The sequence below is a fragment of the Bradyrhizobium sp. 137 genome (genome assembly GCF_023074095.1).
In the GTDB taxonomy this organism is placed as follows: Bacteria; Pseudomonadota; Alphaproteobacteria; order Rhizobiales; family Xanthobacteraceae; genus Bradyrhizobium.
In genome coordinates, this window is the sequence record NZ_JADPKU010000033.1 from 134,445 (window position 1) to 153,095 (window position 18,651).

The window sequence follows — 18,651 nt, forward strand, 5'->3', positions numbered from 1 at the left end:
AGCGCAGGTGGCGCGAGGTGCCCCAATTCAAGGACATGCAGCATTTGAGCTTCCGGGAGGAACTGTACGCCATCGAGGCGGTGATCGCCGGACACGGTGTCGGGATTTCAGTGATGTGCCCGTGGCACACGAGCTCGCAGCTGGCACGCTCGTGAAGGCGTTCAAGTTGAGCTTGCCTGGCTACGGCTTCCATGTGGTCAGTAAGCCAAGCCATCCGCGAGCACGACCATCCGGGCTTTTTCGCAGTGGTTGCGGTCAAGCCCTTGATCCGCTTCTCAGTACCCTCGAAGGGTCCTCTTCCTGATCAAGCGTTGCAATCCGAACCGCAGCGTCTCCGCTTGCCTTTCGAAAGCAGACGCGCTGGCCTCGATGTCTTGGTGCCCTACACCGGCGTATAGATCACGAGCTTCAGCGCGGGATCGTCGTTGGCCTGAAAACTCGTGTGCTCGAACCGGAGCACGCCCTTGGTCGGATGGTTCATGGTCTTCAGGCCCGAGGCGGTGCTGCGGATCTCGTGCGCCTCCCACCAATTGACGAATTCCGGACTGCCCTGACGCAGCCGCGTGAGCAGCTCGGTGAAGGCGGGATCGCCCGCCCAGACGTCGTGAGTGGCGCGAAACATCGCGACCATGCTCTTGGCCACGTCGGTCCAGCTCGCGCCGTAGAATTTTCGCGTCTGCTTGTTCGTCAACACCAGGAGCAACGTATTGCGATCCTGCTCCGGCAGCTGGCCGAAGCCAAAGATCTCCTCGGCCGCCGCGTTCCAGGCCAGCACGTCCCAGCGCCGCCCAGTGACATAGGCGGGCTGCGTCAAGCTGTCGATCATCCGCCGGATCGGCGGCGGCACGATCTCGGGCACGAAGGCCGCCCTCGCGCCGTCGCGCGCCAGCGCCTTCAGATGCGCATGCTCGGTCTTGCTGAGACGCAGCGCGCGGGCGAGCGCATCGACGGTGGTGATCGAGGGGCTGACGGTGCGACCCTGTTCGAGGCGGATGTACCAGTCGACACCGATGCCGGCAAGCTGCGCGACCTCCTCACGCCGCAGCCCCGCCGTGCGCCGCCGGCGGCCCGCCGGAAGACCTACTGCCTTCGGTGACAGCTTTTCGCGGCGTGACCTGAGGAAGTCGCCGAATTCGACGCGGCGTGGGTCGGCCATGATGTCGTTCCCGCGATGGAGGGTCGTTGCAATACTAGGATAATACCAGGCCTTCTTGTCCCCTCCAAGGCAGCGCATATGCGCTTCACCCGACCTTGAGAGGTGAACATCGTGAAAGCTGCCGTACTCAAATCCTTCGGCTCGCCACTGGTGATCGAGAATGCCCCCGAACCGGTGCTCGGCACCGGCGAGGTCATCGTCGATGTCGTTGCCACGCGCGTGCTGTCCTACATGAACGAGGTCTTCGACGGGACACGCAATTATGCGCTCGACCTGCCGGTTATCCCCGGTCCCGGCGGCATCGGCCGGGTGCGCGCGATCGGCCCGGACGCAACCAGGCTTGCGATCGGCGACTGGGTGTTCTGCGATCCGACGGTGCGTTCGCGCGACGATGCCGTTGCGCCCGACATTGCCCTGCAAGGGCTCACGGCCGCCGGCCCTGGCGGCATGCGCCTGCAAAAGCATTTTCGCCACGGCTCGTTTGCCGAGCAGATGCGGGTCCCGACCGAGAACGTCACACGTCTCGGCGCGATCACACCGGAGGCAGCGGCGCAATGGTGCGCCCTTGGGACACTGCTCGTGCCCTATGGCGGCTTCCTTGCCGCGAACCTGCGACCAGGCGAAACTGTGCTGGTGAGCGGGGCCACCGGCAATTTCGGCAGCGCGGCCGTCTCGGTCGCGCTGGCAATGGGCGCGGTCTGCGTGATCGCGCCCGGCCGCAACGAAACAATCCTGGCCGACCTCGTCCGCCGCTTCGGCAGCCGCGTGAAGCCGGTCAAGCTCACTGGCGTTGAGGACGACGACCGCGAGAGCATGAAGCACGCGGCATCAGGTCCGATCGACTGCGTGCTCGACATCATGCCGCCCTCGGTCAGCACCAATGTGGTGGGCGCGGCGGTCATGACGGTGCGCCCGTATGGCCGCGTCGTGCTGATGGGCGGCGTCGGGATGGCGGGCGGTGCAGGGCTCGAGCTGCCCTACCCCTGGATCATGCGCAACTGCATCAGCATCCACGGCGTCTGGATGTACCCGCCGGACGCAGCAACCCGCCTGATCGCGCTGGTGCGTGCCGGGCTGCTCAGGCTCGACGAATACGAGGTGACGGCGTTCGATCTCGACCACGCCAACGGGGCCGTGGAACACGCCGCCGCCAATGGCAGGCCGTTCAAACTGACGGCGATCCGGCCTTGATACCCAGAGGGCGCGGGGGAGCGCCGTCGCCAATTTTTTTCGCAAGTCCGGCCAAGCACTTGGCTACTGTGCATGGGGTTGTTTTCGCATTTTAATCGAGCTCGACCACCTGGCCGTTCGACAGCGAGACGCGCCGGTCCATGCGCCCGGCGAGCTCCATGTTGTGAGTCGCGATCAGCATCGACACCTGCGTCGCCTTGACCAGCTGCATCAGGGCCTGGAACACGTGCTCGGCGGTGCCGGGGTCGAGATTGCCGGTCGGCTCGTCCGCAAACAGCACGCGCGGCGCGTTGGCAACCGCACGTGCGATCGCGACGCGCTGCTGCTCACCGCCCGACAATTCCGCCGGACGATGGGTGATGCGGTCGCCGAGGCCGAGATAGCCCAGGATCTCCTTGGCGCGCTTGACGCTCTCGGATTTCTTCAGGCCGCGGATCATCTGTGGCAGCATGACATTCTCAAGCGCCGAGAACTCCGGCAGCAGCCGGTGCGACTGGTAGACGAAGCCGATATCGGTGCGGCGCAACTGGGTGCGCTCGATGTCGGGCAGCTGCGAGGTCGGCGCGCCCGAGACATAGACCTCGCCGGAATCCGGTGCCTCGAGCAGCCCCGCAATGTGCAGCAGCGTCGACTTGCCGGACCCCGACGGCGCCACCAACGCGACTGACTGCCCGCGCCACAACGCCAGCTTGGCGCCGTCGAGGATCGTCAGCGGCATCTCGCCCTGCACGTACTGCCGCTTTATCTCGTGGAGATAAATGACTGGTACATCTTCCGCCCCCTGCTGCTCCATCAGCCCCTCACTCGTACCGGAGCGCTTCGACCGGATCGAGGCGCGCGGCGCGCCACGACGGGTACAGCGTCGCCAGGAACGACAGCGTCAGCGCCATGACGACGACCGCCGTGGTTTCGCCGACGTCGATCTCGGCGGGCAGCTTCGACAGGAAATAGAGTTCAGGCGAGAATAGCTCGGTGCTGGTGAGCCAGGACAGGAATTGCCTGATGGACTCGATGTTGAGGCAGATCACGAGACCGACGAAGAAACCGACCAGCGTGCCGACCACGCCGATCGAGGCGCCCGTGATCAGGAAGATCCGCATGATCGAGCCCTGCGAGGCACCCATGGTGCGCAGGATCGCGATGTCGCTGCCCTTGTCCTTCACCAGCATGATCAGGCCGGAGACGATGTTGAGAGCGGCAACCAGCACGATCATGGTCAGGATCAGGAACATCACGTTGCGCTCGACCTGGAGCGCGTTGAAGAAGGTCGAGTTGCGCTGGCGCCAGTCGACCAGGAACACCGGGCGGCCCGCAGCCTCCGTCACCGCCTTGCGGAAGGCGTCGATCTTGTCGGGGTTGGTGGTGAACACCTCGATCGAGGTGACGTCGTTGCTGCGGTTGAAATAGGCCTGCGCCTCGGCCAGCGGCATGAACACGAAGCCGAGATCGTATTCGGACATGCCGATCTCGAACACGGCGACGATCTTGTAAGGCTTGATGCGCGGCGTTGTGCCCATCGGGGTGACCGCGCCCTTCGGCGCCACCAGCGTCACGCTGTCGCCGGCATGCAGCGACAGCTGGTCGGCGAGCCGGCGGCCGATCGCGACGCCCTGCCCTTCGTCAAAGCCCTCGAGCGAGCCCTGCTTGATGTTCTTGGCAATCGAGGTGAGGTTGTTGAGGTCGTCGGAGCGGATGCCGCGCACCAGGACGCCCGAAGCGTTCCATGGCGATGACGCCAACGCCTGGCCATCCACCACGGGCGCAGCGAGCCGGATGCCCTCGACCTGGCTGAGGCGGTCGGCGACGTCCTTCCAGTCGGTCAGCGGCGATTCCAGCGGCTGGACCAGGATATGGCCGTTGAGCCCTAGGATCTTGTCGAGCAGCTCCTTGCGGAAGCCGTTCATGACGGCCATGACGATGATCAGCGTCGCCACGCCCAACATGATGCCGAGAAAGGAGAACCCGGCGATGACCGAGATGAATCCCTCCTTGCGGCGCGCTCGCAAATAGCGCCCCGACAGCATCCACTCGAATGGCGCAAAAGGCGCGGTCTGCACGGTTTCGGTCATGGTCTCGTCCATCGCTCGATAATCCCATGATTCGGGGTCAATTGTGGCCGGATTGGCGGCCGCGATATCGCGCGATGAACAATATTCAGCCGACCAGGCGGGCGACCGCGTCCGCAGGCGACATGGTCTCGCGTGCGCCGTCGGCTCGCCGCTTGATCTCGACCTTGCCGTCAGCAAGCCCCTTCGGTCCGATCATGATCTGCCAGGGGATGCCGATCAGGTCGGCGGCGGCGAATTTAGCGCCGGCGCGCTGGTCGGTATCGTCATAGAGGACATCCACGCCCTTGGCGGTGAGCTCCTCATAGAGCTTCTCGCAGGCCGCATCGACCGCGGCATCGCCTTGCTTGAGGTTGAGCACCACGGCGCGGAACGGGGCCACGGCTTCCGGCCATTTGATGCCGGCATCGTCATGACAGGCCTCGATGATGGCACCAAGCAGGCGTGAGACGCCGACACCGTAGGAGCCGCCATGGATCGGCACGTCGACACCGTCGGGGCCCGCCACCAGCGCCTTCATCGGCTCGGAATATTTGGTACCGAAGTAGAAGATCTGGCCGACCTCGATGCCACGGGTGTTCACTCGTTTGTCCGCAGGCACCTCCCGCTCGAACCGCGCGGAATCGTGAACGTCCTCGGTAGCAGCATACAGCGAGGTCCACTGCTTGATGATCGGCGTCAGATCGTCCTCATAATTGACGTCCTCGCCCGGCACCGGCAGGTCCAGCACGTCGCGATTGATGAAGACGCCGGATTCGCCGGTCTCCGCGAGCACTATGAACTCGTGGCTGAGATCGCCGCCGATCGGACCGGTCTCGGCGCGCATTGGGATCGCCTTCAGCCCCATCCGTGCGAAAGTCCGCAAATAGGCGACGAACATCTTGTTGTAGGCGACCCGCGCCGCCGCCTCGTTGAGGTCGAAGGAGTAAGCGTCCTTCATCAGGAATTCGCGGCCGCGCATCACACCGAACCGCGGACGCTGCTCGTCGCGGAATTTCCATTGAATATGATAGAGATTGAGCGGCAGGTTCTTGTACGACTTCACATAGGCGCGGAAGATCTCGGTGATCATTTCCTCGTTGGTCGGTCCGTACAGCAGCTCGCGCTTGTGGCGGTCGGCGATGCGCAGCATCTCCGGACCATAGGCATCGTAGCGGCCGCTCTCGCGCCAGAGGTCGGCGAGCTGGAGCGTCGGCATCAGCACCTCGATCGCGCCCGAGCGGTCCTGCTCCTCGCGCACGATCCGCTCGATCTTCTTGAGCACGCGGAAGCCAAGCGGCAGCCAGGCATAGATGCCGGCGGCCTCCTGCCGGATCATTCCGGCGCGCAGCATCAGCCGATGCGAGACGATCTCGGCCTCTTTCGGATTTTCCTTCAGAATGGGCAGAAAGAATCGCGACAACCGCATGGCAACACTCTAGGAATCAGTGACGGGTTGCAGTGAAACCGGATTGGGAGCGAAAACACAAGACCGCGAGTGAGGAAAAGCCGCTAACGCGGCGGAATTCCTGTCATTTTCCGTTGACTTCAGATTTGGCTTGAGGAGCAGCATGCCAGCAAAGCCGGCGAGCCTAGGGCGGCGCCACCTCGAGTTCATCCTCCAGCGTAATGCTCTCGAAGTCGCTCACCAGCGCATCGATCCGGATATGCCAGCGGCCAGCGAAGGGCAGTTCGACCTTGCGCACATGCCAATAGCCGTCCGGCCCGAGCGAGGTACCCCGTTCCATCGGCTCGATGCCGCGCTCGGGCAAGCTCAAGGTCAACGTCACCTCCTTGGCCGCGAGCGGCGTCCCCTCGCCGGTCATGAGCTGGACCACGAAGTCATCGACACCGGCCTTACCCGGCGAGACCAGGACTTGGAACATTGCCTTGTCGCTGTGGACGTGGATCGCGAGCGGCGCCTCGGGAAGCATGGTCCGCGGCGGCGGCGTGAAGCGCCACCCGGCGACGACCGCGAAGATGACGAGTGCGATCGCACATTCGAACAGGATCGAGCGCTTGAGGGCGGACGCGGCCTCGTGATCGCTTGCCAGCGCCGGGCTCAGGTGAAAGCGGTTGAGCGCGGCGAGTGCGAGCAACATGAGGACCAGCGCGAGCTTGATGGAAAGGACGAGGCCATAGCGGGTCTCGACCAACGCTGAAGGCCTTTCGAGCTGGACGATAGCGAGCCCAAGGCCGGTCAGGGCCAACGTGGCGACGACCGGCACGGCGATACGGGAGAAGCGGTTTACGACAGGCAAAGCCGTGGCCGCCGGCTTCGACACCAGCACAGCGAGCGGCGCCATTGCCCCGATCCAGAACGCGACGCCGAGACCGTGGAGGAAGACCGCCGGCCGCGTCAACATTTCGGGCGGTGCCGTTGCGGCGTGTCCGGTCATGGCCAGCGACAGGCCGACGCCGATGAACGCGATAAACGCAAGAGCGCGCGCGTACCAGGCGGCACGCAGCGCCATCAGGGCCAGCAGCATCGCAGCGACGGCGACCAGCAAGGCGGGGCCTGCGCTGGTCGCGAACGCGACCTTCCAAGGCGCGGCCGTCGCAAGAGCTGCCGGTGGCAGGCCGAGGAGATCGAGACCCAGCGCACCGGGGGACATCACCGCGCTCGGAAGGCCGACCGCGAGTGCCACGCGCGGCACGATCATGCTGGTCGTCGACCACGCGATCCAGCGCGCGAACAACACACCGCCGACACCAACAAACAGCCCGATGTAAAGACCAACCCGCGCCAGCCAGATGAGTATGCTCAACCCGCTATCCGTGTTCGCGAGAGGCTTCGTCCCCGTCGGCATGCCGATCGAGAAGATCACCGATCCGGCCACGGGATGGCCGTCCTGCGAAATCACGCGATAGCTGACGACCGCCGTACCCTGCGGCAGGTCCGGCGGCATCGCAACCGAAATGGCCTCCGCCGACGCGTCGATGCGCACATCGTCCCGCGTCCTGCCCGCGCCATCGATCAGCCGGATCGCGCCGGGCGTGACGGCCTCGTTGAAACGCAGCACCACAGCCTCCGGCGCGGCCATGAGCCTGCTGCCGCTCGCCGGCTCGGCCGAGATGAGTGCCGCATGCGCCGAGGCCCCGGTCGCAAAGCCGGTGACCAGGAGCAGCGTCGCGAGCGCGGCGAGCAGGCGCATCAGGGTTTCGGCAGCAGCTTCACACCCGGGGCGGGCGACTTGCCCTCGTGCGAATGCCCTGCCCCCTCAGCCGGGATCTCGATCCAACGGCTGACACCGGTCTCGCATTCCTGGACAACGGGGAAATACAACGTCGTGTTCGGCTTGAGCTCGTCGGTCAGAACCGTGTGCATGACGAACTCGTCATAGTTCTTGTCCGGAAGCTTGCCGCCGGCCCACGCCACCTCCTTGACGCCGGACGAGATCTTATTGCCGTGATAGTCATATTCGCTGGCATATTTGCCTTCGACGACATCGATGGTCCAGCCTGCCTTCGGCATTGGCTTGACCGCGATCACCCCTTCCGGGATCTGCACGCGGATCTTCACCGTGGGCGAGCCAGCACAACCATGGGGCACTGTGAAGACAGCCTTGTAAGACGCACCGACCGTGGCTTGCTTGGTCTCGAGCGACACGTGCGCCGCCGCCGGCGAGGCGGCGAACGCAGCAACCAGGATCAGGCGGAATCGCTTCGGCATGTTCAGCCTCCCGAGAGTTCGGATCCGTCTCATTTCATCTTCATTCCCGAGTGATCCGGCATTTTCTTCATGTCCATATGACCTGAATGCGCGGCCTCGCCCGGTGCCTGCGCGCCGACGCCCTGTACGTCGAGGGAGACTGCGACTTTGCCGGCCTTCTCGAACTGAAGCGTCACCGGCACCTTATCGCCCTGCTTGAACGCGCCCTTCAGCTCCTGGAGCATCAAATGATTGCCTCCGGGCGCAAGCCTCACGGTCTTGCCGGGATCAATAACGAGCCCCTTGTCCAGCGGACGCATTTTCATCACGCCATTATCCATCGCCATCTCGTGAATCTCGGTCTTCCCCGCGATGTCCGCGGAAGCGCTGACCAGCCTGTCCGCCGCCGCCCCCTTGTTCTCGATGGTGAGATAGCCGCCCGCGACCTTGGCGCCGCCCGGCGTCGCCCGGCTCCAGGCTTGCGAGATCACGAGATCGCCGGCCTTGACGTCGTCGGCCGATGCGACGGCGCAGCCGCCCAGCAGCAGCGCGATTGTGAGGAGAGTCTGCTTCACTTTCTTCATTTCGATAGCCTCATTGATGATTACTCTGGCAGAGACGTCCTTGGTCATTTGCTATTTGGCGCGTGCTATTTGGTGCGTCACCATCGATACCTCATTCCGGCGTATACCGCGCGCCCGGTACCCGGCTCGAACAAGGGTGACGTCGCCGTTGCCCGATCGATGATGCTCGCGCTAGCAATGTAGGTCTTGTTGGTGAGATTGCGTCCCTCGACATAGGCGGATAGCGGACCCCCATTGTCGAACCCGGCTTTCAATCCCAACAGCGCATAAGGTTCTGTCTTGAGCGTGTTCATGCTATCGACAAAATAGGCTTGTGGCACCCATTCGACATTGGGGCCGACATAGAGACCCGTCGGATGCTTGTAGAGGAGCTCTGCGCGCAGGTAATGACGGGGCGCACCCGGCAATTGATTGTCCCCAAAGACCGGGTCGCGGTCGAAACGGAAGTCGTTGAACGTGTAAGAGACGTTAAGCCAGACCTTGTCCGGCGCGGAGCCATTGACGAAGATGTCGCGAAAGATTGCTGCACCTGCCCCGGCCTCGATTCCCTGGTGAAGCGTCCGGTCGGCGTTGGTCACGTTGCAATTCCCGAACGCGCTATAAAGGCATTGCAGCTCGTCGCGAATATTGGCGCGATAGGCGGTGAGCTCCCAGGCATATTCCGGCCGCCTCATGCGCGTTCCGACTTCGTACGTGGTCGCGATCTGTGCGCGGATGCTGGTGAACGGGATCGTTGGAATGCCCGGACCAATCGAGCTCTCACCGAAGCTCGGCACCTCGGCACTTCGCGAGACATTTGCGAAAGCTTGCCATGTGGGATCGATTTGCCACAGGAGGCCTGCTTTCGGCGACCAGAGATTGAACCGCGTTGCTCCCGATTGATCTCCGTCGCTGAGGAAGCGGTCCTGCCGATTGCGAGTTGCGTACAGAAACTGGGTACCGCCGATCACTGCGACGCTCGGAAGGAAGTAGAAGCTGTCTTCGACGTAAACGGAGGTGTTCTCTGAGCGATCGATCGAGGAAGAAAGCAGCCTCCCCTTCTGACCGGCAAGATTGGCAAACTGCTGATTGTCGATGCTACCATTCAATACGTAGACACCCGCGACCAGTCTATTGCGAAAGCCGCCGATGGTGCGGTCATCCGTGAGCTTCGCGAAGCCTCCATAGTCCTTGTAGCGGTAGTCCAGCCACTGGAAAATCGGATGCATCAGATGGCGGTCGAGCCCGAAGGCGCCGAATTCAACCTTGGTGTCATCGAAGCGGACGGTCGTCTTGTTGGCCAACCTGACAGTATCGATATTGCGCTGCTGATCCATGGCAACGTTCGTCGGAGCGGCAGCCTCCGGATTGGTCAAGGCAGACGCCTTGGTCACGGTACCAGGGATCCGCTGCCGCACCTGGTTGGCATTGAGGTAAAATCGTGTCTCAACGTCCGGAGAGAATTGATAGCCGAAATTGCCGCTCAAGCGATTGCTCGAGCCGAAGCTATGATCGCGAAATCCATCAGCGGCCTGCGTGGAAGCGGTCACGAAACCGTCCCACGGCCCGTTCGCGCCACCTGCGTTCGCCTGAAGCCGCTTGAATCCGAAACCTCCGACGTCGAAAGACACGCCGTTCGGAAATGAATCGCGGCCCGACGGAGTTATAAAGTTGATGGCGCCCCCGAGGGAATTCGCGCCAAACTGGAGTGCATTCCCGCCCTTGTAGACTTCGATATCTTTGTAGGCAGTAGGGTCAATCTCCTGGAAATCGCCATAGCCATCGGCAGTGTTGATCGGGATGCCGTCCATGTAGAGTTGGACGCCGCGAAGGTGGAAGTTGCGCGACAGGCCCGACCCGCGAATCGAAAGCCGCGTGTCGTCGCCCCATTTAGGCTGGGCGAACACACCAGGCACGTAGTCCAGCACATCCTTGATCGTGTTGGCGGGCGTCGAATTCCTGTAAGTTTCCGCCGTTACGAGCGCTACGCCGCCCGGCGTCTGGTTGATTTCCGCAAGCGCTTGTTGTGCGGTCAGCACCGTCAGGGAGCCGGGGACCCTGGCGCCTTGCACGCTCGCGGTTTGCTGTGGCAGCCCAGCCGGTCGTGCGCTTCGCGCCACACGCGCTGATCGCACGGCGTCGCGGTGGGGCCGGACCCGGGCCGCGCGCTTTTGCTGTGGAGCTTCAACAATAACCGAGGGAAGTTCCGACCGACTTACCTGGGCATCCGAAGTGTGTGGAAAGGCCAAAATCGATACGGACGCGAGCAGAGTGCCGCGCGCACGCGCACTCCGCAAAGAACGAAGACAAGGCATGGGACATTTCCTGACACCGGCACGCAGCCAGTCCGTTGCAAAGCGAGATGCGGCACCAGCGAGCCGCACCGAGCACAAGTTCGTCGCGGGTCAGGAAAATTGAGGGGGCGCGCGTGCCTGGGCGCCAGAGCCCCTATCGGCAGCGACGACGGATATCTCCAAAGCGTGCCATGCCACGCGCTTGGCGTGGCGGAAGGGGATGGAGAGCCCAACGTGGGGCGGAGAATCGAGCGAGGCGTTGGCCTGTGCCAGGCAACACAGCGCGCACGCGCCGCCGTGCGCGGTGGGGCTGTCGGTCTGATCGCCCAGGCCGCGCTGCTCACCCCCGCTGTGGCAGATGACGCCGGCGGACAGCCGATCGGCAACGGCCTGGCCGGCCGCCAAGCAGGCGGCAATCGGCGCCAGCACCTGCATCACCAGGGCGAGCAGGACAACGGGTAGGAATTTTTGCAAGCGCGCGCGCATCCGCCGAACCGTTCGTTCCTCCACTAACTAAACACCGCCCCAAGCCCCGAGTCGAGGTCAGTTCCGCCGCCTTGTTGGCCAGCGAAAACATCTCGAAGTGGTCGGGAGCACCCTACCCGCGACGCCAGGGGTCCGGCATTGAGGCAAGTCAAACCACCTCCCTCGTCCAAAAATTCCTTTTGTTTCCCATACGTTTACAGGGATATGAGCCCGATCATTTCGTCAAATGCTCGAATTTTGAACATTCGTTGCCGAAAATGATGACAAGTGAGAAAAGTTGATCTAGCATCCCTCTTGCTCAGGCTGGCCGTGAGGTCGAAGTCTGGTGGTCCAAGTCTCGGGAGGAGCCCCTGGCGCGCAAAACGCAGCGTCGCCCCGTTAATCAAGAGCAAATCTTAGAATCGGGGATAATAGGGTCGACACAATTTTTGAGCGGGGCCAGGGCCCCGCTCTTTTTTTGTCTGCGGGGCTTCGACGCCGATGAGTGGTCCCTCTAATCCGATCGAAAATAGCTTCGAACTTGCGGCATCGCGCTGCGCGGACCTCACGCCGCTGGTCTATCAACGCCTGTTCGAACAGCATCTGGAAACGCGGGCGATGTTCCGCTCGCAAGGCAGCGAGCTCGTGATGGGATCGATGCTCGCGCTGGCCATCGAGGCGGTCCTCGACTTCGCCAATGAACGTCGTGGGCACTTCCGGCTGATCGCCTGCGAGGCAGCCTCGCACGAGGCTTACGGCACGTCGCGCGAGCTCTTCATCGCCTTCTTCGCGATCATCAGGGATACGAGCCGCGATCTGCTCGGCGCTCGATGGTCGGCCGACATTGCGCGGGCATGGGATACATTGCTCGTCGAGTCGACGCATTCACCAAGGCGCGGGCCTGACGCTTTGCGCTGCACCAAGGGTGGCTTGCTGCGATCAAGCGATTGATTGCAGATTGAGTGGCATCAGCTCTTGTGAGACACTTTCGGACATCGGTCGCGCATTCAATGACGCGCCGACGATAAAATTTTACGGGAGCGAGCGATGTCCGGGACGAAAGATTTCTCGACGACGAGGCGCGATCTTCTTCAGGCGGCAGCGACCGCCGGCGCCGCGACTGCCATCCTCGGCAGCATGGGCATAAACCCAGCACTTGCAGCCGAAGTCGGACGAAGCGAGAAACCGCTGAAAGCGGCCTTCTCCAACGCGGGCCTCCAGGCCACCTGGTGCGCGCAGGGCAAGCAGGCCGCGGAATTCTGGGGCAAGCTGTTCAATGTCGAGGTGACCTGGTTCGATGGTCAGCTCGACGCGGTCAAGCAGCGCGCCGCGATCGACAACATGGCCTCGCAGAAATGGGATTTCGTCGCGATCCAGGCCTTCGGCATCGGCACTCTCACCCAGCCCGTGCAGAAGATGATCGACGCCGGCACGCCCGTCATCGACATGGACACGCTGATTGCGCCGCTCGACCAGATCAACGTCCACTCCTTCCTTGCCCCCGACAACGAGTTCATGGGCGCCTCGGTAACCCAGGCGCTGTGCAACGCGATGGGCGGCAAGGGCAAGATCATCATGACGCAGGGTGCGCTCGGCCACACCGGCGCGCAAGGACGCGCCAAGGGTTTTAACTCGGTGGTCAAGCAATTCCCTGGCATCGAGGTGCTCGACACCCAACCGGCCGACTGGGACGTCTCCAAGACCGCCCGCCTCTGGGAGACCTATCTCACCAAATATCCGCAGATCGACGCTGCGTTCTTCCACAATGACGACATGGCGCTCGCCGCCTACAACATCATGAAGGCCCGCAACCGCACCAACATCCTGATTGGCGGCGTCGATGCCATGCCGCCGGCGATCCAGGCGGTGAGCGAGGGTCGCATGTTCGCGACCGTGCGCAATCCGTCGTGCCGCATCCATGGCGGCGCCATCGTTGCAGGCGTGTCGGCCGTGGTCGGCGGCGAGAAGAGCGGACAGGGAATCCCGAAGAACGTCGTCACCGACGGCCCGGTCGTGACCAAGGCCAATGCCGCCGGGATGCAATGGATGCAGGATCACTTCCTGATCTGAGCCTCCATGCCTGCGGGACATCAGCCCATCCTGGAACTGAAGGGCATCACGAAGAGCTTCGGCGGCGTCGAAGCGCTTCGTGGTGTCGACTTCGCGCTTCTTCCCGGCGAGATCCATGGTCTCGTCGGCGAGAACGGCGCCGGCAAAAGCACGCTGATGAAGATCATCGCCGGCGTGCACACCGAATTCTCCGGCCGCTTCCTGGTTGACGGGGCGGAAACGCATTTCCGCTCGGCGCGCGATGCCCATGCGGCCGGCATTGCCATGGTGCACCAGGAGCTCAGCGTTGCGCCCGACCTCACGGTTGCGGAGAACGTCTTTCTGGGCAACCAGCCGGTCAACCGCTTCGGCCTGGTGCAATGGCGGCGGATGGCGCGCGAGGCGGGCGAGCAGCTCGCCCGCTTCGGTATCTACGTCGACCCGATGTCGCGGCTTGGGGACCTCCCGATCGGGCTCCAGCAGTTGATCGAGATCGCCCGCGTGCTGTTCTCGGGCGCTCGCATCGTCATCCTGGACGAGCCGACCTCCGCCCTCTCCCCACCCGAGGTCGAGCGGCTCTTCACAACGCTCCGGCGTCTGCGCGAGGAAGGCACTGCAATCGTCTTCATCTCGCATTTCATCGAGGACATTCTGCGCGTGTCCGACACGGTGACCGTCTTCCGCAACGGGCGGAAGGTCGCGGAGACCGCCAGCGCCGCGACCAGCAAGGGCGCGCTGATCGAGGCCATGATCGGCCGCGGCGGCGAAACGCTCGAGCATAGCTACACTGACGATTTGATGCTGCCGCGGCCGAGCGACAGTCCGGTCGTCCTGAAGGTCGACCAGCTCTCCCTCGCGCGCAGCCTTCAGGATGTCTCGTTCGAGGCCCGCGCCGGCGAGGTGCTCGGCATCTACGGCTTCATGGGCTGCGGCCAGCAGGAGCTGTCGCGCATCCTGTTCGGCAAGCTGAAGCCGGACAGCGGCACGCTCGCCGTCGAGGGCGCACCAAAGACCTTCGCCAGCACGGCGGCGGCGCGGCGCGCCGGCGTGGCGCTGGTGCCGGAGAGCCGGCGCGACATGCTGTTTCACCAGGAGCCGGTCTACAAGAACATCTCAATCAGCATTTTGGATCGCATCTCGGCGCTGCTGCTCAAGCCGGCGCAGGAGCGCGATATCGCAAGGCACCAGGTCGAGCAATTGCAGATCAGACCGCCCGTGGTCGGCCTCGACCTCGGCATGCTCTCCGGCGGCAACCAGCAGAAGGTTGCGCTGGCGAAATGGCTGACCTATCCACCCAAGCTTCTGGTGCTGTGCGAGCCGACCCGCGGCATGGATGTCGGCGCCAAGAACGACGTCATCAACATCGTCCGCGACCTCCGCGCCAAGGGGCTTGCCGTCATCGTGCTGTCGACCGAGCCGGAAACGGTGCTGTCGCTGGCCGACCGCATCCTCGTGCTCAAGCGCGGCGCATTGGTGCGGGAATTCAGGAACGAGCCGGTCAGCAAGGACCGCCTGCTGGAAGCGGCGTGACGGAGAAGCACCATGGCGAGCAGTGACACGGTTCCGGCGGCGGCTGCTCGAGCGCGGGGACTTGCGCCCTTCCTGCGCTCGCAGATGCGCAACATTGCGCCATTCCTGACGCTGATTTTCCTGTCCGGCTTCTTCGCCTTCGCCAGCCCCTCCTTCGCGACGCTCGACAATCTCGGCAACATCCTCACGCAAGTGTCGGTGACAGGCATCATCGCGGTCGGCCTCACCTTCGTGATCCTCTGCGCCGAGATCGACCTCTCGATCGCCAGCATCGCCAACGTCACCGGCATCGCGGTTGCCTATTTCACGCTCCAGGAATCCTACGTCAACATCGCGAATGTGCCGCTGCCCGGCGCGGTGGCCATCATCCTGTCGATCCTGCTCTGCGCGCTGCTCGGCCTCGTCAATGCGCTGGGGCTGACCGTGATCGGCATCCCCTCCTTCATCATGACGCTGGCGATGATGCAGATCGCGGCCGGCATCTCGGCGCTCCTGGTGCGCGGCCAGATCGCCTACAAGGTGCCGAGCCTGATCACGACGCTCGGCTCGGGCTCGATCGGTGGCATCCCCTGGATCGTCATCGTCGCCGCCATCATGCTGCTCGGCGGGCATCTGGTGCTGACCTACACGCGCTTCGGCCGCTACGTCTACATGGTCGGAGGCAATCGCGAGGCGGCCGAATATTCCGGCCTCAACGTCAAGCTGATCCTCGGCGCGGTCATGGTGATCTCGGCGGTCTGCTCCGGCCTTGGCGGCATGCTCGGCGTTGCCCATTTCGGCAGCGCGCAGCAGAACGAATTCGACACGTACCTGCTCGACTCCATCGCCGCCGTCGTTGTCGGCGGCACCAGCCTGTTCGGCGGCCGCGGCGGCATCGGCAACACCATCGTCGGGCTTTTCGTTCTTGGTGTTCTCAATAACGGGCTCGACCACGTCAACATCGACAGTTTTTTGAAGATCCTGATCCGCGGCCTGATCCTGCTGGCGGCGCTGGTCATTAACGTCTATGCGCAGCGACTGAGGGAAAAAGCGGCGGAGTAGACGGCCCCCAAAACGAAAACAGCGAAAACAACCTCGTGCACAGTAGCCGGGGCTAGCGAAATCAATCGCTTGCCGGTGGCGTCGCGACATTGCGGATTTTACGAAGTGGATTTGACTCGTCGGGCAAAACAGGGGCATGATGTCACGATGGCCGGCGGCTCCGAGAGGCGGTGCCCACTCCCGTCATTGCGAGCGCAGCGAAGCAATCCAGAATCTTTCCGCGGTGGCAGTCTGGATTGCGTCGCTGCGCTCGAAAATGACGGTCTGGAGGCAGCAGAGGAATCCTGGATCGTCTCAATCGCGAAGCCAGGGAACGCGTCCTAACTCTCGGCCTCCGTATGCGACGGCAGCCGCGAGAAGCGGAAATTGCAATGGCTCGCACCGCCGGCCAGCGTCTGCGTCCTTTCGAGGCGAATGCCTCGCGTGGCATAGGCGTCGAAATCAAGCCCGCAAATGTTCGGCAGGATGTCCTTGTCGCCGTGGCGCGCTGCGAGCTTGCAGAAGCCACAAGCCTTGTAGTTGATGCCGAATTCGAAGGTGTCTCCTGGATCCGGCTCTACGAAATCGTAGACGAAGTCCTCCGGAAACTCCCTCTGGTGGCTTTCCGTGACGCTCCTTGCCGCCTGCTCGCGCAGCAGAGCTTGGTTCGCGGACGACATGAACTGGCGTCCCGAGGCAAGGCGTTCCGCCTCTGACACGGTGAGCAATTGCGCTTTGTAGGTTTCCCGTTCGATCTCCCCGATCACCGGGACCGGCACACCGTGGCGCCGGAGCACCCGACTGATGGCCATAAAACCCGTGAGACGCATGAAGAAATCACTCATGCGGCTGGCCGCGCCGCCGACATAGGGCATTTGGGTCAGCACGATTTCGAATTCGTGCATGACTTCCTGCCTGATCTTCTCGATGTCGGATAGTCGCGCGCGCTCGCGCAACATCGCATCGGCAAGGCCGAGGCGGTGCCGCATGGCGGCTTCCATTGCGTCCCGATGCGTCTCGTAGAAAGGATGGATCTCAGCCATTGGACACCCGATATGATTGGCTCATTGCAATGTGGGCGACGCCGGTTTCATTCTGCGGCGATCGCCTCGATCTCCAGCAGCCATTTGCTGTCAACGGTCTCGACGATCACGACCGTCAGCGCGGGCTGGTGATCCCCGAGAATCGCGCGGCGAATAATACGGTTGGGCAGGACCTGGTTGCGGTCGGTCAGGAACGTGGTGACCTTGACCAGATGCTCGACGCCCAGACCCGCAGCGGCGAGCACTTCCCTGACGTTGCGCCAGGCCTGCTCGCATTGCGCCTCGAAACCGTCGGGCACGGTGCCGTCCGATCTCTCCGGCACCTGGCCGCTGATGAACAAGAGGCGGCGATGCAGCCTCAGTTCAAGTCCCATGCTGTAGCCGCCGGCCGGAGCGTGGACCGTTGCGGGATTGTGGGTGACGACGTGAACTGGTGGCATGGGATCTCTCCGTGTTGCGGCCGACCCTATCCGGCGGCATCGCCGGGGCGCAAAGCACTATTGCTGCGGTTCAGCGCAAGAAAATCTATTGCAAGCACGCAGCCATTCAGTGACAAACTGGGCAGCAATGACTTACATCCTTCCACCGCTCAACGCGCTCCGCGCATTCGAAGCCGCCGCCCGGCATCTCAGCTTCAAATTGGCCGCGCACGAGCTGCACGTGACGCCCGCCGCCGTAGGGCAGCAGGTGAAAGCGCTGGAGGCGCGCCTCGGCGTACGCCTGTTCGACCGGCTGCATAAGCAGCTCATCCTCACCGCGGCCGGTCAGGCCTATCTACCCGGGATATCCGAAGGCTTTCGCCACATCGCCGAGGCGACCTCGCAATTGAAGCCGGCAGGTGCGGTCCTGCTGCAATTGGGAGTCCATGGCGGCTTCGACCTGCGCCGCCTCCAATTGGCAGAATTTCGCAGCGCGCATGCGGAGATCGGCTTGCGGGTGCTTCAGCCCGCCGGCCTGCACGAGCTGGTCGAGGGCAAGGTCGACCTCTTGATAGCCCGCGGACTTGGTCACCATCCGGGCTATCGCTGCGAGCGGATGGATGAGGGAGCGGGTGTGGGTGATTGGCTCGTTGCGCCTGAAGGCACCGCGGATTGCCCGGAAATCGTCAGTTTTCGCGAATGGGTGCGCGGCCTGCTGGAGGAGAAACCGCTCGCTAGCCGCCGCCCTCGTCTTGTCGGCGGCGTCGGGAGTTGAGGCGACCGCAAACCCGTAACAACTCGGCGTCTAGTCCGACTCCGGTACCTGTGTTTCTTGGAGCAAACCGGACATCGGTCGGCCGACAATTCCCGCTGCATCGGTCGAAAATGACCCGAAGCAGACCTTAGCCTCCTTCAATCCAAATTCCTGCTTCGCTCAGCGCGTTGAGAAATGCGCTCGACGTCTTTGGGGTCCAGTGACCGGCTGTCACACAGCTGATTCAGCTCATCGAAGGTAATCTTACCGTTCCGTTCACCGATTTCGATGGCTCGTCGAATGATTTCCGGCACGCTCATGTTCTCTCCGTTTCAGCAGCCCTTACTATATGGGAGCGAGTCGGGTTGTGGCCGATTCCGTTGAAAAAGGCCGGCAGTATTTCGTTGTAATAGCTCCGTCGCGACGTGGCCGGAACTGCTCTTACTGACTCTATGCGAGCGTCGGGGTGG

The 18,651-nt window shown here is 63.1% G+C and carries 18 protein-coding genes; 6 read left to right on the forward strand and 12 right to left on the reverse strand.

The genetic code is table 11. The annotated features are described in order from the left end of the window. Positions 1–382: 382 nt before the first annotated feature. The gene (locus tag IVA78_RS06630) at positions 383–1,156 is read right to left on the reverse strand and encodes a helix-turn-helix transcriptional regulator (RefSeq protein ID WP_247275921.1); all 774 of its coding nucleotides are present in this window, start codon (positions 1,154–1,156) and stop codon (positions 383–385) included. Between the two features lie 111 nt (positions 1,157–1,267). Between IVA78_RS06630 and IVA78_RS06635 the strand changes: the two genes are divergently transcribed. Further along, positions 1,268–2,347 carry a zinc-binding alcohol dehydrogenase family protein gene (locus IVA78_RS06635; protein WP_247464849.1) on the forward strand — a complete coding sequence of 360 codons (1,080 nt, stop codon included), beginning with the start codon at positions 1,268–1,270 and terminating at the stop codon, positions 2,345–2,347. 91 nt (positions 2,348–2,438) lie between these two features. Here IVA78_RS06635 and IVA78_RS06640 read toward each other — a convergent pair whose 3' ends face one another. The 8 genes from IVA78_RS06640 to IVA78_RS06675 form a co-directional block, all read right to left on the reverse strand. Next, entirely contained in the window at positions 2,439–3,140 is a 702-nt protein-coding gene (locus IVA78_RS06640) for an ABC transporter ATP-binding protein (RefSeq protein WP_247275919.1), read from the reverse strand. A 7-nt stretch (positions 3,141–3,147) separates the two neighbouring features. Beyond that, positions 3,148–4,428 (reverse strand): lipoprotein-releasing ABC transporter permease subunit, encoded by a 1,281-nt coding sequence (locus tag IVA78_RS06645; protein ID WP_247275918.1) that lies wholly within the window; start codon positions 4,426–4,428, stop codon positions 3,148–3,150. A gap of 73 nt (positions 4,429–4,501) precedes the next feature. Then, entirely contained in the window at positions 4,502–5,821 is a 1,320-nt protein-coding gene (gene proS, locus IVA78_RS06650) for a proline--tRNA ligase (protein ID WP_247275917.1), read from the reverse strand. A gap of 163 nt (positions 5,822–5,984) precedes the next feature. Beyond that, positions 5,985–7,547, reverse strand: a complete 1,563-nt coding sequence (locus tag IVA78_RS06655) for a CopD family protein (RefSeq protein ID WP_247275916.1) — start codon at positions 7,545–7,547, stop codon at positions 5,985–5,987. Next, complete coding sequence (locus tag IVA78_RS06660) at positions 7,547–8,065, reverse strand: YcnI family protein (RefSeq protein WP_247275915.1); 519 nt, start codon at positions 8,063–8,065, stop codon at positions 7,547–7,549. Before IVA78_RS06660 ends, IVA78_RS06655 begins: the two co-directional genes overlap by 1 nt. A gap of 29 nt (positions 8,066–8,094) precedes the next feature. Then, entirely contained in the window at positions 8,095–8,628 is a 534-nt protein-coding gene (locus tag IVA78_RS06665; RefSeq protein ID WP_247275914.1) for a copper chaperone PCu(A)C, read from the reverse strand. Positions 8,629–8,705: 77 nt separating this feature from the next. Continuing rightward, on the reverse strand, positions 8,706–10,922 hold the full coding sequence (locus IVA78_RS06670) for a TonB-dependent receptor (protein ID WP_247275913.1): 2,217 nt from the start codon (positions 10,920–10,922) through the stop codon (positions 8,706–8,708). 90 nt (positions 10,923–11,012) lie between these two features. Beyond that, positions 11,013–11,387, reverse strand: coding sequence for a DUF2946 family protein (locus tag IVA78_RS06675; RefSeq protein ID WP_247275912.1), 375 nt, complete (start codon positions 11,385–11,387; stop codon positions 11,013–11,015). A gap of 480 nt (positions 11,388–11,867) precedes the next feature. Here IVA78_RS06675 and IVA78_RS06680 point away from each other — a divergent pair, with 480 nt between their 5' ends. The 4 genes from IVA78_RS06680 (at position 11,868) to IVA78_RS06695 (ending at position 15,986) form a co-directional block, all read left to right on the forward strand. Continuing rightward, positions 11,868–12,317, forward strand: a complete 450-nt coding sequence (locus IVA78_RS06680) for a globin (protein ID WP_247275911.1) — start codon at positions 11,868–11,870, stop codon at positions 12,315–12,317. A 96-nt stretch (positions 12,318–12,413) separates the two neighbouring features. After that, positions 12,414–13,436 (forward strand): sugar ABC transporter substrate-binding protein, encoded by a 1,023-nt coding sequence (locus tag IVA78_RS06685; protein ID WP_247275910.1) that lies wholly within the window; start codon positions 12,414–12,416, stop codon positions 13,434–13,436. 6 nt (positions 13,437–13,442) lie between these two features. Further along, positions 13,443–14,945, forward strand: coding sequence for a sugar ABC transporter ATP-binding protein (locus IVA78_RS06690; RefSeq protein WP_247275909.1), 1,503 nt, complete (start codon positions 13,443–13,445; stop codon positions 14,943–14,945). Between the two features lie 12 nt (positions 14,946–14,957). Next, on the forward strand, positions 14,958–15,986 hold the full coding sequence (locus IVA78_RS06695; protein ID WP_247275908.1) for an ABC transporter permease: 1,029 nt from the start codon (positions 14,958–14,960) through the stop codon (positions 15,984–15,986). Positions 15,987–16,306: 320 nt separating this feature from the next. On the opposite strand, the gene IVA78_RS06700 is transcribed toward IVA78_RS06695, so the two are convergent. Next, complete coding sequence (locus IVA78_RS06700; RefSeq protein WP_247275907.1) at positions 16,307–17,008, reverse strand: L-2-amino-thiazoline-4-carboxylic acid hydrolase; 702 nt, start codon at positions 17,006–17,008, stop codon at positions 16,307–16,309. Between the two features lie 47 nt (positions 17,009–17,055). After that, a complete protein-coding gene (locus IVA78_RS06705; protein WP_247275906.1) occupies positions 17,056–17,448 on the reverse strand; it encodes a RidA family protein in 393 nt (130 codons plus the stop codon). 127 nt (positions 17,449–17,575) lie between these two features. On the opposite strand from IVA78_RS06705, the gene IVA78_RS06710 reads away from it, so the two are divergent. Further along, a complete protein-coding gene (locus IVA78_RS06710) occupies positions 17,576–18,202 on the forward strand; it encodes a LysR family transcriptional regulator (RefSeq protein ID WP_247418448.1) in 627 nt (208 codons plus the stop codon). Positions 18,203–18,339: 137 nt separating this feature from the next. Here IVA78_RS06710 and IVA78_RS06715 read toward each other — a convergent pair whose 3' ends face one another. Further along, on the reverse strand, positions 18,340–18,501 hold the full coding sequence (locus IVA78_RS06715) for an RNA polymerase subunit sigma-70 (RefSeq protein ID WP_247275904.1): 162 nt from the start codon (positions 18,499–18,501) through the stop codon (positions 18,340–18,342). Positions 18,502–18,651 lie beyond the last annotated feature (150 nt).

Excerpts from the sequence above, each read along its gene's own strand:
- IVA78_RS06630 (WP_247275921.1), bottom strand. The coding sequence starts at position 1,156 with ATGGCCGACCCACGCCGCGTCGAATTCGGCGACTTCCTCAGGTCACGC.
- IVA78_RS06640 (WP_247275919.1), bottom strand. The coding sequence starts at position 3,140 with ATGGAGCAGCAGGGGGCGGAAGATGTACCAGTCATTTATCTCCACGAG.
- IVA78_RS06645 (WP_247275918.1), bottom strand. The coding sequence starts at position 4,428 with ATGGACGAGACCATGACCGAAACCGTGCAGACCGCGCCTTTTGCGCCA.
- proS (WP_247275917.1), bottom strand. The coding sequence starts at position 5,821 with ATGCGGTTGTCGCGATTCTTTCTGCCCATTCTGAAGGAAAATCCGAAA.
- IVA78_RS06655 (WP_247275916.1), bottom strand. The coding sequence starts at position 7,547 with ATGCGCCTGCTCGCCGCGCTCGCGACGCTGCTCCTGGTCACCGGCTTT.
- IVA78_RS06660 (WP_247275915.1), bottom strand. The coding sequence starts at position 8,065 with ATGCCGAAGCGATTCCGCCTGATCCTGGTTGCTGCGTTCGCCGCCTCG.
- IVA78_RS06665 (WP_247275914.1), bottom strand. The coding sequence starts at position 8,628 with ATGAAGAAAGTGAAGCAGACTCTCCTCACAATCGCGCTGCTGCTGGGC.
- IVA78_RS06670 (WP_247275913.1), bottom strand. The coding sequence starts at position 10,922 with ATGCCTTGTCTTCGTTCTTTGCGGAGTGCGCGTGCGCGCGGCACTCTG.
- IVA78_RS06675 (WP_247275912.1), bottom strand. The coding sequence starts at position 11,387 with ATGCGCGCGCGCTTGCAAAAATTCCTACCCGTTGTCCTGCTCGCCCTG.
- IVA78_RS06680 (WP_247275911.1), top strand. The coding sequence starts at position 11,868 with ATGAGTGGTCCCTCTAATCCGATCGAAAATAGCTTCGAACTTGCGGCA.
- IVA78_RS06685 (WP_247275910.1), top strand. The coding sequence starts at position 12,414 with ATGTCCGGGACGAAAGATTTCTCGACGACGAGGCGCGATCTTCTTCAG.
- IVA78_RS06690 (WP_247275909.1), top strand. The coding sequence starts at position 13,443 with ATGCCTGCGGGACATCAGCCCATCCTGGAACTGAAGGGCATCACGAAG.
- IVA78_RS06695 (WP_247275908.1), top strand. The coding sequence starts at position 14,958 with ATGGCGAGCAGTGACACGGTTCCGGCGGCGGCTGCTCGAGCGCGGGGA.
- IVA78_RS06700 (WP_247275907.1), bottom strand. The coding sequence starts at position 17,008 with ATGGCTGAGATCCATCCTTTCTACGAGACGCATCGGGACGCAATGGAA.
- IVA78_RS06705 (WP_247275906.1), bottom strand. The coding sequence starts at position 17,448 with ATGCCACCAGTTCACGTCGTCACCCACAATCCCGCAACGGTCCACGCT.
- IVA78_RS06710 (WP_247418448.1), top strand. The coding sequence starts at position 17,576 with ATGACTTACATCCTTCCACCGCTCAACGCGCTCCGCGCATTCGAAGCC.
- IVA78_RS06715 (WP_247275904.1), bottom strand. The coding sequence starts at position 18,501 with ATGAGCGTGCCGGAAATCATTCGACGAGCCATCGAAATCGGTGAACGG.